Annotated in this window: 14 protein-coding genes; 6 read left to right on the top strand and 8 right to left on the bottom strand. The window is 62.0% G+C overall.

Features of this window, described 5'->3' with window-relative positions:
- Positions 1-9: 9 nt before the first annotated feature.
- Together H6851_17380 and H6851_17375 are read right to left on the bottom strand one after the other, a co-directional pair.
- The gene (locus H6851_17380; GenBank protein MCB9945377.1) at positions 10-1248 is read right to left on the bottom strand and encodes an amidohydrolase family protein; all 1239 of its coding nucleotides are present in this window, start codon (positions 1246-1248) and stop codon (positions 10-12) included.
- A 61-nt stretch (positions 1249-1309) separates the two neighbouring features.
- Positions 1310-2266, bottom strand: coding sequence for a GTP-binding protein (locus tag H6851_17375; protein MCB9945376.1), 957 nt, complete (start codon positions 2264-2266; stop codon positions 1310-1312).
- A 151-nt stretch (positions 2267-2417) separates the two neighbouring features.
- Between H6851_17375 and H6851_17370 the strand changes: the two genes are divergently transcribed.
- The 6 genes from H6851_17370 to H6851_17345 all read left to right on the top strand — a co-directional run bounded on the left by H6851_17370 (position 2418) and on the right by H6851_17345 (position 7509).
- Positions 2418-3185: an ABC transporter ATP-binding protein gene (locus H6851_17370; protein MCB9945375.1), complete on the top strand. Its 768-nt coding sequence runs from the start codon at positions 2418-2420 to the stop codon at positions 3183-3185.
- Complete coding sequence (locus tag H6851_17365) at positions 3182-3889, top strand: ABC transporter ATP-binding protein (GenBank protein MCB9945374.1); 708 nt, start codon at positions 3182-3184, stop codon at positions 3887-3889. The genes H6851_17370 and H6851_17365 overlap by 4 nt, the downstream gene beginning before the upstream one ends.
- Before the next feature lie 82 nt (positions 3890-3971).
- Entirely contained in the window at positions 3972-5144 is a 1173-nt protein-coding gene (locus tag H6851_17360) for an ABC transporter substrate-binding protein (protein MCB9945373.1), read from the top strand.
- A 69-nt stretch (positions 5145-5213) separates the two neighbouring features.
- Positions 5214-6077 (top strand): branched-chain amino acid ABC transporter permease, encoded by an 864-nt coding sequence (locus H6851_17355; protein ID MCB9945372.1) that lies wholly within the window; start codon positions 5214-5216, stop codon positions 6075-6077.
- The gene (locus H6851_17350; protein ID MCB9945371.1) at positions 6074-7003 is read left to right on the top strand and encodes a branched-chain amino acid ABC transporter permease; all 930 of its coding nucleotides are present in this window, start codon (positions 6074-6076) and stop codon (positions 7001-7003) included. The genes H6851_17355 and H6851_17350 overlap by 4 nt, the downstream gene beginning before the upstream one ends.
- Positions 7000-7509 carry a GAF domain-containing protein gene (locus H6851_17345; protein MCB9945370.1) on the top strand — a complete coding sequence of 170 codons (510 nt, stop codon included), beginning with the start codon at positions 7000-7002 and terminating at the stop codon, positions 7507-7509. Before H6851_17350 ends, H6851_17345 begins: the two co-directional genes overlap by 4 nt.
- A gap of 314 nt (positions 7510-7823) precedes the next feature.
- Here the strand turns inward: H6851_17345 and lepA are convergent, their stop codons facing one another.
- The 6 genes from lepA to H6851_17315 form a co-directional block, all read right to left on the bottom strand.
- Positions 7824-9623, bottom strand: coding sequence for an elongation factor 4 (gene lepA, locus H6851_17340; protein MCB9945369.1), 1800 nt, complete (start codon positions 9621-9623; stop codon positions 7824-7826).
- Positions 9624-9783: 160 nt separating this feature from the next.
- Positions 9784-12180 carry a phenylalanine--tRNA ligase subunit beta gene (locus tag H6851_17335; GenBank protein ID MCB9945368.1) on the bottom strand — a complete coding sequence of 799 codons (2397 nt, stop codon included), beginning with the start codon at positions 12178-12180 and terminating at the stop codon, positions 9784-9786.
- A complete protein-coding gene (pheS, locus tag H6851_17330; GenBank protein ID MCB9945367.1) occupies positions 12177-13259 on the bottom strand; it encodes a phenylalanine--tRNA ligase subunit alpha in 1083 nt (360 codons plus the stop codon). Before pheS ends, H6851_17335 begins: the two co-directional genes overlap by 4 nt.
- A 144-nt stretch (positions 13260-13403) precedes the next feature.
- Positions 13404-13763 carry a 50S ribosomal protein L20 gene (rplT, locus tag H6851_17325; GenBank protein ID MCB9945366.1) on the bottom strand — a complete coding sequence of 120 codons (360 nt, stop codon included), beginning with the start codon at positions 13761-13763 and terminating at the stop codon, positions 13404-13406.
- A gap of 102 nt (positions 13764-13865) precedes the next feature.
- The gene (rpmI, locus tag H6851_17320; protein ID MCB9945365.1) at positions 13866-14066 is read right to left on the bottom strand and encodes a 50S ribosomal protein L35; all 201 of its coding nucleotides are present in this window, start codon (positions 14064-14066) and stop codon (positions 13866-13868) included.
- 138 nt (positions 14067-14204) lie between these two features.
- Positions 14205-15059, bottom strand: coding sequence for a hypothetical protein (locus tag H6851_17315; GenBank protein MCB9945364.1), 855 nt, complete (start codon positions 15057-15059; stop codon positions 14205-14207).
- Position 15060: the final 1 nt, after the last annotated feature.

Genomic DNA, 15060 nt, shown 5'->3' with positions numbered 1-15060 from the left:
ACGGCAACCTCAATGCAGGGTGCATTTGTGCATCTGGCCGCCCTTCATGATCATCGACATATGGCGACCCTGACCCGTGAACAGGTCGAGGTTCCGCAGCGGATCGCCATCGATGAGCAGAAGATCGGCGAAAGCCCCGGCATCCAGGCAGCCGAGCATACCCTCTTGACGCAGCACCTGTGCACCGATCAGCGTGGCCTGGCGGATGATCTCCATCGGGCTCAGCACCTGCGAGCGCAGCCCGAACTCGCCCGACTGCTCTCCCTGGAGTTGGCCCAGCAGGTCGGTGCCGTAGGCGACCGGTACGCCCGCACGCTTGCATATCTCCAGCGAGCGCAGGCCGCCATCGATCACCATGTCGTTCTTCTGCAGGCTTTCCGCCGACATGCCGAATTCCGCCGCCCTGTTCTTCATCTCGTAATAGGTGACGAGATTGGCGATGAGGAACATGTCGTTCTCTGCCATCATTGCGGCACTGGTCTCATCAATGAGATTGCCGTGCTCGATGGTGCGGACACCGCAACGCGCGGCGCGCTGGATGGCCTCGGGCGAATAGGCGTGGGCGCAGACATAGCGGCCGAAAGCGTGGGCTTCCTCCACGGCGGCACGCACTTCCCCCTCGGAGAACTGCATCGAGTCGAGGGGATCATAGGGTGAGGCCACGCCACCCGACATCATGATCTTCACCTGGTCGCAGCCCTGCCGCATCTGCTCGCGCACGGCCCGCTGAACTTCGGCGATGCCGTCGGCGAGGCCCATCGAGAAGACCATCGCATTGCAGCAATGGCAGCGTGTGCCTGCCGTGTCCGTGCGCCGGCGGGGGTCGCTGTGGCCACCAGTCGGGCCGATGGCCTGGCCGGCGATGAACAATCGCGGCCCGGGAAACAGCCCCTGGTCGACAGCAGCCTTGATGCCCCAGTCCGCACCGCCGGTGTCGCGCACGGAGGTGAAACCGCGGTCGATCATGCCACGCATCGACGCCATGGCCTTGGCGGTCATCAGCGTCAGCGGCATGGCCTCCAGCTTGGGAATGGAAACTTCACTGAGGACAACATGCACGTGAGAATCGATCAGCCCCGGCATCAGTGTCCGACCGCCCCCATCGACGACCTGCGCATTTCCCGACCTGATCGGTTTTCCGGAAACCTCGCAAATGCGGTCGCCTTCAACCAGCAATTCGTGTCCCTCGATCAGCTCATCCCGCCTGGGATCAAGCAGATTGACATTCCTGAACAGATATTGCTCCACGTCTGCTCCCCAACATGACGTCCCCAGCCGCAATCGAACAAAACGGAGTTGGAGACCGTCGTCAAGCGGTTGATTGTGTCGTTTTCAAGATCGTCGTGAAAAGGTCTTCCATCCAGCCATCGGGAAGAATGTCCTTGCGGGCAATGGCGACGAACTGGCTTCGATTTGGCGCTTCGCCTTCCTCGAACTGCAGCTCCTTGCGCTTGCCGACCAGCTGGAAGACGGCCCGGCGGCCGTCGAGGTCGAGAATGCCCTTGGCACGCAGGAGAACGGTGGGCAACTGGCGCATGGCTTCGCGGAAATCCGCGGCGGCGATGGGTTGGCTTGTCGTCCATGACCATGAACTGAACGCGGCGTCGTGGTCATGGTGGTGGTGATCCTGGTCGTGTCCGTGATCGCTGTCGCGGCGGCCCAGTCGTGTCGGACCGAACAGGAGGTCGCGGGGAAGGGACGCATGCTCGGTGCGCACGATCCGCATCCGGGGCATGGCCCCGCGCAACGTCTCCTCGATGTGCTCCAGTCCGGTCTCGCCAACAAGGTCGGTCTTGTTGAGAACCACGATATCGGAGCTGAATGCCTGGTCCATGGCGAGTTCGGTATCGGCGAAATCGAGATCGCCGAAGTGGGCGGCATCGATCAGGCCGAAGATTCCATCCAGCCGCAGCCGGTCGGCAAGTCCCGGTTGTTCGAGCGCATCGACGATGGCCAGCGGTCGCGATACGCCGCTGGCCTCGATGAGGATATGATCCGGTGGTTCGGCGGCGTCGAGCAACTGACGGACGGCCTCGATAAGATCATCGCGAATGGAACAGCATACACAGCCATTGGCCAGGGAAATGCGATCCGATGCGGCCTCGGCGACAAGATCGGCATCGATGTTGATCGCACCGAAATCGTTGACCAGCACACCGAAACGTACACCTTGCGGGTCGGCAAGGATCCGGCCGAGCAGGGTCGTCTTTCCGGCGCCGAGAAAGCCTGTGAGAATCGTGACCGGGAGGGCCGGGGCCTGTTGCATGGATCCGCTCTTGATCGTTTCCGGAATATGGCTTTAGCTGATTGGCAGCAAGCGGTGGCAGGGTAAACTCCCTGCGCGGCGCTGAAAAGGGGAGCGTTCGCAAGTCGGCATCGCACGGCCGTTGCGGACCGGTCATGAAGAGGGCGGTTTCTTGGCTGCATTGCTGTCGGCCGATCATGTCGCGAAGAGCTTTGGCGGTGTCCAAGCGGTCGTCGATGCCAGTCTCCACGTCGAGGAGGGAAGCATCACCGGCCTGATTGGCCCCAATGGAGCCGGCAAGACGACGATGTTCAACATCCTGTCGGGGACGTTGCGGCCGGATTCGGGCCGGGTGGCCTTCGATGGTATCGATATCACCCGCCGGCGGCCCGAGGAGATCGCCGGCATCGGCCTGACCCGCACCTTCCAGATCGCCCGCGGCTTTCCCTCGTTGACGGTCCTCGAAAGCCTGATGCTCTATGCGCGCAATCAGTCTGGCGATATCCTGCAGAATGCCCTTTTCCACCCGCAGCGATGGCGAAGCGAGGATCGCCAGATTGCCGCCCGGGCCAGGGCCGTTGCCGAACGGCTGAGGCTCGACCGCCATCTGGACAATCTGACCACGGCTCTCTCGGGTGGCCAGAAGAAGTTGCTTGAAATCGGCCGGGCGCTGATGGCCGAACCGCGGCTGATCCTGCTCGACGAGCCGGTGGCCGGGGTCAATCCCGGACTGGCGCGCGAGATCGCCGAAGTACTGCTCGACCTGCGCAATGGCGGTCTGACCTTCCTCGTGGTCGAGCACGACATGGACACCGTGGCGACCTTGTGCGACCCGGTGGTTGTCATGGCCGAGGGACGCGATCTGATGTGCGGCAGCTTTGCCGAGATTACCTCCAACCGCGAGGTCCAGGACGCCTATCTTGGACAGATGGTATCATGAGCCGGATCGAGGTCAGGGGGCTTGAGGGAGGGTATACTGCGGCCGATCACATTCTCAAGGGCGTGGATCTGACGATCGAGCCGCAGCGCATGGTTGTCATCATCGGCCCCAACGGTGCGGGCAAGTCGACCTTGCTCAAGGCCATTGTCGGTCTGGTGCGGGTGCAGGCCGGTTCGATCACTTTCGACGGCGAGCGGATCGATTCCTGCTCACCCCGCGAGATTGCCGGGAAGGGAATAGGCTTTGTTCCCCAGGAGGCGAATATCTTCGCTTCGATGACCGTCGCCGAGAATCTTGAAATGGGAGGATGGCTGACACCTGCCAGCGTTCGCGAGCGGCAGGCGGAGCTCTGCGAACAGTTCCCGTTACTGGCGCAACGACGTCGTCAGACCGCAGGCAGTCTGTCCGGCGGCCAGCGCCAGGTTCTGGCCATGGCCATGGCCATGATGACCCGCCCCCGCGTTCTCCTGCTTGACGAGCCGACTGCCGGGCTGAGCCCGGTCGCTGCCCAGGAACTGTTTGACACGGTGGATGCCATCAAACGGACGGGCGTTGCGATCGCGATGGTGGAACAGAATGCGATGGCGGCCCTGAAGCGTGCGGATGACGCCTTTCTGCTCGTCGATGGCCGAAACGCGCGCTCGGGAACTGCTTCGAGCATCCGGGAGGATCCCGAGATCAGAAAAATCTTCCTAGGAAAATAAACTTAATATATAGTCTCGGCATCACCCGGAACTGTGGAGTTGGAACATGAAGAGAACATCGGTTGGCCTGACCAGGCGGAGCATGCTCGCGACGGGCACGATGGGACTGGCAGCGGCCTCGATGCCGCGTCTGGCGCTGGCCCAGGACGGCCCCATCAAGGTTGGCAGCCTTACGCCGCTTACCGGTGTCGGCGGTACCTACGGACCGTCGATGCGCGATGCCATTGCGGGCGTCATCGCGAGCGTCAATGAGGCCGGCGGTGTCATCGGCCGGGAAGTCGAGCTGGTATCCGAAGATACCCAGACCAATCCGGAGGCAGCCGTGCGCGCGGCGCGCAAGCTGATCGACCTCGATGGCGTTTCGGCAATCATGGGGACATGGGCCTCGTCGGTGACGACGGCCGTGGCACCGGTCTGCTGGGAAAGCGGGGTGATGCTGTTCACCGTTTCCGGTTCGGATTCGATCACGCTTCTGCCCCATCAAGGATACATCATCAGAACGCAACCCAACAGTCATCTGCAGATTTCCGTCGCGGCCGATTTCATGGTTGCGCAGGGAGGTACGAAGTTCGGATGGGTCGGCCCGCAGACGCCGTTCGCGGCGGAGTCCATCGCCGTGACCCGCGAAACTGGCGAAAAGAACGGTATCGAGACAATCGAACTGATCTACGAGGCCGACAAGACCAGTTACCGTTCCGAGGTTGACCGGGTCCTCGCGGAGAGTCCGGACTTCATCCTTCTGGGGGGCTATGTCGCCGATTCAACGGTGCTGCTGCGCGACCTCTATCAGGCTGGCTACGATGGCAGGATCATCGGTCCGGCCTATGCGGTGAACCAGTCGCTGATTGACGCCCTGCCGCCGGAGGTCATCGAAGGCGTATTCACTTGGGAAGGCACTCCGGACATCGAGTCGGGTGCCTACGCGAGGGTCAAGGCGATCCTTGGCGTCGATACCGTCGATCCCTACTCCGCCCAGACTTACGACCATGCCAGCTTGTGCATGCTCGCCATCCAGTCCGCGGGTTCGGCCAAGGGCCCGGACATTCGCGACAATGTCCGCAAGATCAGCCAGGGCGATGGCGAGACGGTAGACAATGCCGTCGATGGCATCTCCATCCTCGCGGGCGGCGGGTCGGTCAATTATTCGGGAGCCAGCGGACCATGCGATTTCACGGATATCGGTGACATCACCAAGACCAACTTCCTGTTCAAGCGCATCGAGGGCGGCAAGGCCGTCGATTTTGAGCGTATCTGACGAGGCCCCGCAGGTACGGGCCTGGTCCCGTGCCTGCCTTCTTCATTGACCGGGTGGCAACAGGGAACCATGGAACTCGTTCCGCAATACATCGTCAACGGCATCCTGTTCGGCAGCCTGCTTGCGTTGCCGGCGATCGGTTTCACCACCATCTTCGCCGTAATGCGGTTCCCCAACTTCTCCGTTGCCTCAATGGCCACCATCGGTGCGTTCGCGGCCTTCGTCGTCAATGTCCATCTCGGCTTGCCGGTCATTGCATCGGTCTTGGTGGCATTCCTTGTCGCGGGCGCGGTCGGTGTCGCGAGTGACATGCTCGTGCTCCAGCCGATGCGTCCGCATGGTGCGCTTACCACGGCCATTGCGTCGATTGCCCTCACGATCGTCCTTGAGAATATCGTACGCTTCATCTTCGGCAATGACCTGCGCGGCTACGACCTGCCAATTCTCCGCGACTGGCGATTCGGCATGATCCGCGTCGGTCCGCAGCAGGTCGAAAACCTGATCCTCAGCGTTGTCGTCATGGCGGCACTCTTTGCCTTCCTGCGTTTCGGTCGCTGGGGCAAGGCCATGCGTGCGGTCGCGGACAATCCTGATCTGGCGCAGTTGAAGGGTATCCCGTCGCAGACTGTCGTGCGGCTCACGACCTTCATTGCGATGGGGCTCGTCGGCATTGGCGGGGTCCTGCAGGGACTGGGGACCGCGATCGATCCGTTGACCGGCTTTCGTTTCATCCTTTCGATTTTCGCGGCTGCGGTTGTCGGCGGTCTCGGCAGCATTCCCGGAGCCGTGGCCGGTGCCTTTGTCATAGGGATCGGTGAGGAACTGTCGCTGGCCATTCTCGATCCCACCTACAAGAGTTCGATAGGGTTCCTGGCAATCTTGCTGGTTCTTACCCTGAAGCCCGAAGGCCTGTTCGGAGCACGGCGTCCATGAGCAGCTATCTTGCCTCCCTTGCCGTCACGACCGGTATCTATGCCCTGCTTGCGCTGGGGCTCAACCTTGCCTGGGGGCTGACCGGCATGGTCAATCTGGGTCTTGCCGGCTTCTTTGCGCTTGGAGCCTATGCAAGTGCGATTGCGACGACCTCGGGTGGGCTGCCGGTACCCGTCGGGATGGTGCTCGGCTTTGTCTTCGCCGGAGCCTTCGGCCTGCTGCTTGCCGCCGTCACCCTGCGCCTGCGCGGCGACTATCTGGCCATCATTACGCTCGGCTTTGCCGAGTCCGTCCGCCTGGTTGCTACCAATGAGACATGGCTCACCCGGGGAGCCGACGGTATCTCCAACATTCCCATGCCGGGTCGCGGCCTTCTCACCCCGATGGAATTCAACATCGGATTTGCGATCCTTGCACTGATCGTCATGCTCGTCACGGTCCTTTTTCTTCGCCGCCTCGCCCTGAGCCCCATGGGGCGGGCCCTGCGCGCCATCCGCGACGACGACACCATCGCCGCCGTTGCCGGAAAGCCGATCCGTCGCCTGCGGCTTCAGGCATTCACCCTGAGTGCTGCCTTGCTGGGCTTCGCCGGTGCGCTCTTCGGCCACTACAACAGCTACATCGCTCCCGACGTCTTTCGTCCCCTGATCACCATCTACATCTTTCTCGCTCTCACGGTCGGCGGGCCCGGCAACATGATCGGCGCCGTACTCGGCTCGATCGTGGTTGTTGCGGTCCTTGAAGGCAGCCGCCTTCTCGGTGACCTGTTGCCAGACCTCTCCGGTACCCAGGTCGCGGCCCTGCGCGAGATCACCGTGGGCATGCTCCTGATCGTCTCCATGCGCGTCCGGCCCAGGGGATTGTTGCCTGAACGTCCCTTGCGCAGCGCGGATGTCGGGCTTTCCAACAGAGGAACGACTCCATGACACATGACAGTCTTGAACCCTTGCTGCTTCAACTCGGCGATGCTCTCGCGGACGCGAACCAGCCCACCGCGGCCTTCGACGGGCTTGCGGCCATCGTTCGGCAGCGGATCGGCTGCCGCCTGTTTACGGTCCTTTGTCGCGATGTCGACACCAACGAATCTGTGCGCATCTATACCAGCGAGCCGGAAGCCTACCCGGTCGGCGGACGCAAGACCCCAAGCAACCTCAGCGGCTGGGGCGAGCAGGTGCTGGTCAAGGCACAGCCATGGCTGGGGCGGACCCACGAAGACATTGCCTGGGCCTTCTTCGATCATGAACTCATCAAAAGCCTCGGCTGCGGTTCGGCCATCAACCTGCCGGTGCGCTGGAACGGTAACGTGCTGGGCACCATCAACATTCTCGATGCCGAAAACGCCTATTCCGAGTCCTCTGTCAAGGCGGTCCTTCCTTTCGCTCCCCTCATGGTTCCGCCGCTTTTGCTCGCGATTGAACAGGGCAGGGAATAAACGCCGGCCGCGTCTGTCCGGGCATTCGTCAACCTGTTGTTAAGGTGTGCAGGCCATAATCCGTGGATAACCCCAGGACGGGAGCTGCGGATGTGGGGGCATGTCGCGACAGGTATCGCTCTTACCCAGGTTGCCCTGATAGCCGTGGCCAAGGCGGGGCTTCTCCCGGCCATTGTCGCCGTGACCCTGCCATTCTAGGGCATTTCCCGATCAGGTGAGATTGCCTGAGCGGTGAAGACGCGCGCTCAATCGGCGGGGCCATCACGGCTGTGTGGAACATGCGATGAATTTCTCCCGTCCTTGCCGGGGAAGGGTCAATTGTCCATTTTCAATGCAGCGAGGAACGCTTCCTGGGGAATTTCGACATTGCCGATATTGCGCATCCGCTTCTTGCCGGCTTTCTGCTTTTCGAGAAGTTTGCGCTTGCGGGTAATATCGCCTCCGTAACACTTGGCCGTCACGTCCTTGCGGAATGCCGAAATGGTCTCTCGGGCGATCACCTTGCCGCCGATCGCCGCCTGAATGGCGATCTTGAACATCTGGCGTGGAATGAGTTCCTTCAACTTCTCGCACAACGCGCGGCCCCGCTTTTCGGCCATGGAACGGTGGACGATCAGGGCAAGGCTGTCCACGGGATCGTTATTGACAAGGACGGACAACTTGACGAGATCGCTCTCGCCATAGCCGTCCAGCTGGTAGTCGAAGCTGGCATAGCCACGGGTGGCCGATTTGAGCCGGTCGTAGAAATCGTAGACAACCTCGTTCAGCGGCAAACGGTAGACCAGCATGGCTCGCTGGCCGACATAGGTGAGTTCGATCTGTACGCCACGCTTTTCCGTGCAGAGGTCGAGCACCTTCCCCAGATATTCGTCGGGCACGAGGATCGTGGCCTTGATCCACGGTTCCTCCAGCGATTTGATCTGCGTGGGATCGGGATAGTCGGCCGGGTTGTGGAGGTCGACCGTTGTCCCCTTTTGCAAGTGCATCTTGTAGACCACGGAGGGGGCCGTGAGTACGAGGTCGAGATCGAACTCCCGGTCGAGCCGTTCCTGGATGATTTCCAGATGCAGCAAGCCAAGGAAACCGCAGCGGAATCCGAGACCGAGGGCCGACGAGCTCTCGGGCTCGTATTCGAAACTTGCATCGTTGAGACGCAGCTTGCCGAGCGCGTCGCGCAGGGTGTCGTAGTCGGAAGCATCGGCGGGGAACATGCCGCAGAACACCACCGGCTGCGATGGTCTGAAACCCGGCAACGGACTATCGGCGGGGCGCTTCTCCTCGGTGATGGTATCGCCCACGCGGGTATCGGCGATGTCCTTGACCGAGGCGGTTATGAAACCCACTTCGCCCGGGCCGAGCTCGTCGACAAGGAGGGGCTTGGGAGTGAACACGCCGACTCGGTCCACTTGATGATGCGCACGGGTTCCCATCATCATCAGCTTCGAACCCTTGCGGATCCGTCCGTGCCGTACACGGATGAGGGTCACCACACCCAGATAGGCATCGTACCAGCTGTCGACGATGAGGGCCTGCAACGGGGCATCCGCATCGCCTGTCGGTGCCGGCAGCTTGTGGACGATGGCTTCGAGCACCGCCTCGACGCCGAGACCGGTCTTGGCCGAGATTTCAAGCGCATCCGAGGCGTCGAGACCGATGATGTCCTCGATCTGCTGGCGGATGCGCTCCGGTTCGGCTGCCGGGAGATCGACCTTGTTGAGAACGGGGGCGATTTCGAGGTCGGCATCGATGGCCTGATAGGCATTCGCCAAGGTCTGTGCCTCGACACCCTGACTTGCGTCCACCAGCAACAGGGCGCCTTCGCAGGCACGCATCGAGCGGCTGACTTCATAGGAGAAATCGACATGGCCGGGAGTGTCGATAAGGTTGAAGGTATAGCGCTGTCCATCCTTTGCCAAATAGAGCAGCCGGACCGTCTGGGCCTTGATAGTGATGCCGCGCTCGCGCTCGATATCCATCGAATCGAGAATCTGCGACTTCATCTCGCGCGCTTCCAGACCGCCGCACATTTCGATAAGGCGGTCGGCAAGCGTCGATTTGCCATGGTCGATATGGGCGACGATGGCAAAGTTGCGGATATGGGAGAGGTCGGTCATCGAGTGGGGGTGTTCCCTTGGACTGCACTGCCGGTGCAACCGTGCCCTTGGCGGATGTGCACGACAAATGCAAGTGTCTCACGACAATGCCGGGCAAGGGGCGTCACAACCCGGATAATCCCGCAGCTGCGACGATTCACTCGCCTCGCTGGCATCATCATCAGCGCAGGCTGGCTCCGCATTGCTTTTCGGCCGCCTGGACGATCTTTGTGGAAATCGGTTCCACTTCCGCATCGCTCAGTGTGCGGTCCTTCGACTGCAACCGGACCGCCACGGCCAGCGACTTCTTGTCGGCGTCGATGCGGTCGCCCTCATAGACGTCGAACAGGTGGGCATCGCGGATAAGCTGCTTGTCGGCGGCCCGAATCGCCCGCAGGAGTTCGGCAGCCGTCACCCCGCGATCGACAAGGAATGCAAAATCGCGTTCCACGGCCGGATATGGCCACCGCTCCAGCGCCGGACGTGCCTTGCCCGGTTTCGCCTTTGCCCTGGGCAAGGTGTCGATGTCGATCTCGAATGCTGCCACGGGTGCGTCGAGATCGAAGGCGGCGGCCACGCGAGGGTGAAGTTCTCCGAATGTCGCGAGAACATTGGGGCCCAGCGCCAGCACACCTGAACGGCCCGGGTGATACCAGGATGGTGCTTCGGCACGGCATTGGAGTGCATCGACGCGCACGCCGGCAGCCGCAAGGGCCTCGGTGGCGTCCGCCTTGGCATCGAACACATCGGACGGACGGCGCGATTGCGACCATTCCCGGCCTGTCGCATCGCCATAACGGAGACCGGCAACGGACCAGAGCTGATCGCCGGGGCGATTACCGGTAAAGCGCGGGCCCAGCTCGAACAGCGCACCGCTCGAACGCTTGCGTGCCGCATTGCGTGCGGCGGCTGACAGCAGCGCCGGCAGCAGCGACGGGCGCAATACGGAAAGTTCGCTGGCAATGGGATTCTGTAGCCGAATGGGCAGGTCAGAGCCGAACATCCGAGCATGGTCTTCCGAGATGAACGACCAACTCACGGTTTCGTTCAGTCCCTGATTGGCCACCCCGCGGCGCATGTCGCTGCGGCGACGCTGGGCCATGGTGAGCACGCCGACACCCACGGCCTCGGTCCGTCGCACCGGTTCGGGTGGAATGTGATCGAAGCCCAGCATGCGTGCGAGCTCTTCGACGATGCAGGCCTGGGTGTAGACGTCATGGCGCCAGCTCGGTGGCTGCACCTTCCACACCTGGGGACCGCCTTCGAGATCGAACCCCAATGCCGTCAACCGGGATTCGATCTGCTCGCTCGACATGGTGATGCCGGCAAGGCGTTCCAGCTGGTCGGCATGGAAGGTGATCGCCGGCATGGATGGCGGTATCTCGCCGATGATGGTCGGTTCCGCCGGTTCTCCACCGCAGAGGTCGAGGATCAAACGGGTAGCGAATTCGACGGCATCCGGAACGAAGGCCGGATCGAGACCGCGCTCGAAGCGGGTCCGCGCATCGCTGTCGATGCCGAGTTTGCGCCCGGTCATGGCCGTTCGCACGGGATCGAAAAGGGCCACTTCGAGCAAGACGTTGGCCGTCTCTTCGGAACAGCCGCTCTCCTCGCCACCCATGATGCCACCGAGCGCCTGCGGACCGTTCTTGTCGGCGATGACGGTCATGTCCGCGTCGAGTTCGTAGGTCTTCTCGTCGAGCGCCGACAGGGTTTCCCCTTCGCGGGCGAACCGCAGGGTGAGGTCGCCTTCGAGCTTGTCCGCATCGAAAACGTGCAACGGGCGGTTCAACGCAATGGTGACGTAGTTGGTGATGTCGACCAGGGCTGAAATGGGACGCATGCCGACGGCCATCAGCCGTTCCCGCATCCATGCCGGACTGGGACCGTTTTTCACGCCGCGGATCAGCCTTCCGGCGAACAACGGACAGGCGTTCTCCGCCCCTTGCGGGAAATCGAAGCGGATCGAGGGGCCGGGCGCTCCCGATGAGGGGACCTTGTCGATCGGGAGTGGTTTCAGCTTCCCCATGCCGCTTGCCGCCAGGTCGCGGGCGATACCGCGGATACCAAAGCAATCGGCGCGGTCCGGGGTAAGCGCCACATCGATCGCAGGGCCTTCGATGCCGAGGGCTTCGACGGCCGGCGTACCGACCGCAAACGGTTCGACGAGCTCGATGATACCATCGTGCTCGTCGCCAATTCCCAGCTCGCGCGCGGAACAAAGCATGCCCTGGCTTTCGACGCCACGGATATTCGACGGCTTGAGAACATCGCCGGTTGCAGGGATGACAGAGCCGGTGGGAGCATAGATGCCGGTGAGCCCGGTTCGCGCATTGGGAGCGCCACAGACGATCTGCTTGATGCCATCCCTGGTTTCCACCGTACAAAGGCGTAGCCGGTCGGCGTTGGGATGCTGAACCGCTTCCTTGACATGAGCGACCGTGAATGGCGCCAGCGCGCTCGTGCGGTCAACGACATCCTCGACCTCAAGACCGAGACTGGTAAGCTTTTCCGTGATTGTCTCAAGCGAAGCCTCGGTCTCGAGATGCTCCTTGAGCCAGGGCAGGGTGAACTTCATCGCGACAGACCGTTGTAAGTGGTGGGCAGATCGAGCGGGGCGAAGCCGTAATGCTCCAGCCAGCCGATATCGCCGTCGAAGAAGGTGCGCAGATCGGGAATGCCGTATTTCAGCATGGCAACCCGGTCGATCCCCATGCCGAAGGCGAAGCCCTGCCACTCGGCCGGATCCAGCCCGACCGCTTCGAGCACGCGAGGATGAACCATGCCACAACCGAGAATTTCCAGCCAGTCGTCACCTTCGCCGATGATGAGCTCATCCCTGGTTCGCCGGCAGCCGATATCGACTTCCGCCGAGGGCTCGGTAAATGGAAAGAAGCTCGGACGGAAGCGCACGGGCACGTCATCGCGCTCGAAGAACGTTCGCAGGAAGTCGATCAGACAGCCCTTGAGATGCCCCATGTGGGAACGACGATCGATGACCAGACCTTCCACCTGGTGGAACATCGGCGTATGGGTCGCGTCGCTGTCGCAACGATAGGTCCGTCCCGGGGCAATGATGCGGTGGGGCGGCTTGTTGGCCATCATGTGGCGAATTTGCACGGTACTGGTGTGCGTTCGCAACAACAGCGGTGCCTCTCCCTGCGCGTCGGGGCGAAGAAAGAACGTGTCGTGCATGGCTCGCGCGGGATGCTCCGGCGGAAAATTCAGCGCGGTAAAATTGTGAAAATCATCCTCGACATCCGGCCCTTCGGCAACCGCAAAGCCCATGTCCGCGAAAATGGCGATGATCTCATCGGTCACCTGGCTTACGGGGTGGATATGACCATGCGGGCGGGAGCGTGATGGCAATGTAACGTCCACTCGCTCGGCCAGCAGCCTTGCCTCAAGCGCAGCCTCGGCCAGCTGGTCGCGGCGTTGCAGGATCGAGGTTTCGATGGCACGCTTGAACTCGTTGATCGCCTGTCCTGCCCTGGGCCGCTCCGCTGGATCGAGTTGACCCAGCCGCTTGGCCAGTTCGGTGACCCGGCCTTTCTTGCCGATCAGGGCAACGCGGGTATCCTCGAGTTCACGCAGATCGCCTGCGGCTGCGATCCGGATTTCAAGTTCTTCCAGAAGCCTGGGCAGATCCTCGAGCATGGGTTCAGCCTACCTTCGCATTGACATAAATGATTCAAAGAAAAAGGGGCCTGGCAAGGCCCCTTCGATGAGCGGCCTGGCAAGGTCCGCTCCTTTCCACCTGAACGCCGCGAACTGGTCTCGCGACGTTGCAAGATCTCCGGCTCAAGCCTGGAGAGCGGCCTCGGCTTTCTGGACGAAGCCCGCAAAACCCGCTGCATCATGGATGGCGATATCGGCAAGGACCTTTCGATCAAGCTCGATCCCGGCGACCTTCAAGCCATGCATGAACTGGCTGTAAGTCATGCCGCTGATCCGTGCCGCGGCATTGATTCGCTGGATCCACAGGCCGCGAAAATCACGCTTGCGGTTGCGGCGGTCGCGATAAGCGTACTGCCCGGCCTTCTCCACCGCCTGACGTGCCGTCTTGATGCAGTTCTTGCGGCGGCCGGTATAACCCTTTGCCAGTGCAATAACTTTCTTGTGCTTGGCGTGAGAAGTCACGCCGCGCTTCACTCTTGCCATCTCCAACCGTCCTTCACGTCACCGGCCCGGTCACTGGAACCGGGCAGGCTCTAAACCCCGCGGCCGTCACAAGCCACTCATACCAATCAGCAGGCGACGGCTTCAGCCGCCGTAAGGCATCATTACCCGCACGAGCACGGAATCGCCGGGACGCACGATTGCGGACTTGCGTGCCAAAGTCTTGGCCTTCTTCGGCTGCGCGGTCATGTTATGCCTGTGACCGGCACGACGACGCTTGATCTTGCCGGTACCGGTGAAAGAGAACCGCTTGGCGGCGCTCCGCCGGGTCTTCAACTTCGTCATGCCGGAAAACTCCAATAGCAAAAAACACCCGCATGCAGGCATGCGGGGCCGGAGCGGGTTATAGTCAAAGCTGCGGGACTGCGCAACCGATCAAAGCCGGGAAACAGGGCAGTCCCGCGTTCTTTTTTCGACGGGCTGTCAGCGGTTGCGCGGCGAGGTGACCAGCTGGATCGGCCGGGTGCCGCCCTGTGCCTGCATCACGACCGGTTCTTCCTCCCGTGGAGCATAGACGCGACCGGTCTTGCCCAAGGCCCGCAGGGCGCTTGAAATGAAGCGCGCGCCAAGGTCGCCTTGAAGGTTGGGGAAGGGGGCGTAGTGCAGGTCCCACAACACCTGAAGCTTGGTGTAGGCACCATCGACGTCGTCGACCTCGGTATCGGCGATGCGCTCCTCGATATGCATCAGCCGCGAGCCGATGGCATCCATTTTCTGCTCAAGGGCAAAGCGACGGGAGAAATCCTCGTCCTGCATCGCTTCCTCGTATCGACGAGTCACCTTCGAGATCGAAGTGACCGCGCCATTCGGGTCGTTGAAGTCCACGGCCGGGGTCGTGCCCGATATCCGGCGCAGGGACGCGCGCGCATCCTCAAGGGCGTTGACCAGCGCGATCCGTTCGGCCCGCAGTGCGGCCATGCTGCCGGCTGCGTATCCCCCCTGCGGCATGTCCAGCACCCGTCCCACGACCAGCAGCTTGTCGAGCTGGATCGGGCCGCGGCAACGGAAGGTGCCGGCCACGCTGGACAACGTGCCGACCTTGCGGCCGGAGATCACGGTGCCGAGTCCGGCAAAACCTTCGTGGAACAACCAGATCTTCAATTGGTCACCTTCGCGGATGGCGTAGATTCCGCCGTCCACGAGGGTCCGGTCGCTGCAGTCGATCACGACCTGGGATCCCCGTTCGATGACTGGGGTCAGCGCATCGTCTTCCAGCCGGGCAGCAATCTGCCAGGGCGCACCGGATGCCGTCATGTCCTTGCCGTTTCCGTTCTTCATT

This window comes from Geminicoccaceae bacterium, assembly GCA_020638465.1.
GTDB lineage: Bacteria > Pseudomonadota > Alphaproteobacteria > Geminicoccales > Geminicoccaceae > JAGREO01.
Note: the sequence above shows the minus strand (reverse complement) of the source record. Positions and strands in the feature narration are given on the sequence as shown.

Coding starts and splice junctions, on each gene's coding strand:
- H6851_17375 (MCB9945376.1), bottom strand. CDS start 2,266: ATGCAACAGGCCCCGGCCCTCCCGGTCACGATTCTCACAGGCTTTCTC.
- H6851_17365 (MCB9945374.1), top strand. CDS start 3,182: ATGAGCCGGATCGAGGTCAGGGGGCTTGAGGGAGGGTATACTGCGGCC.
- H6851_17360 (MCB9945373.1), top strand. CDS start 3,972: ATGCTCGCGACGGGCACGATGGGACTGGCAGCGGCCTCGATGCCGCGT.
- H6851_17355 (MCB9945372.1), top strand. CDS start 5,214: ATGGAACTCGTTCCGCAATACATCGTCAACGGCATCCTGTTCGGCAGC.
- H6851_17350 (MCB9945371.1), top strand. CDS start 6,074: ATGAGCAGCTATCTTGCCTCCCTTGCCGTCACGACCGGTATCTATGCC.
- H6851_17345 (MCB9945370.1), top strand. CDS start 7,000: ATGACACATGACAGTCTTGAACCCTTGCTGCTTCAACTCGGCGATGCT.
- lepA (MCB9945369.1), bottom strand. CDS start 9,623: ATGACCGACCTCTCCCATATCCGCAACTTTGCCATCGTCGCCCATATC.
- H6851_17335 (MCB9945368.1), bottom strand. CDS start 12,180: ATGAAGTTCACCCTGCCCTGGCTCAAGGAGCATCTCGAGACCGAGGCT.
- pheS (MCB9945367.1), bottom strand. CDS start 13,259: ATGCTCGAGGATCTGCCCAGGCTTCTGGAAGAACTTGAAATCCGGATC.
- rplT (MCB9945366.1), bottom strand. CDS start 13,763: ATGGCAAGAGTGAAGCGCGGCGTGACTTCTCACGCCAAGCACAAGAAA.
- rpmI (MCB9945365.1), bottom strand. CDS start 14,066: ATGACGAAGTTGAAGACCCGGCGGAGCGCCGCCAAGCGGTTCTCTTTC.
- H6851_17315 (MCB9945364.1), bottom strand. CDS start 15,059: ATGAAGAACGGAAACGGCAAGGACATGACGGCATCCGGTGCGCCCTGG.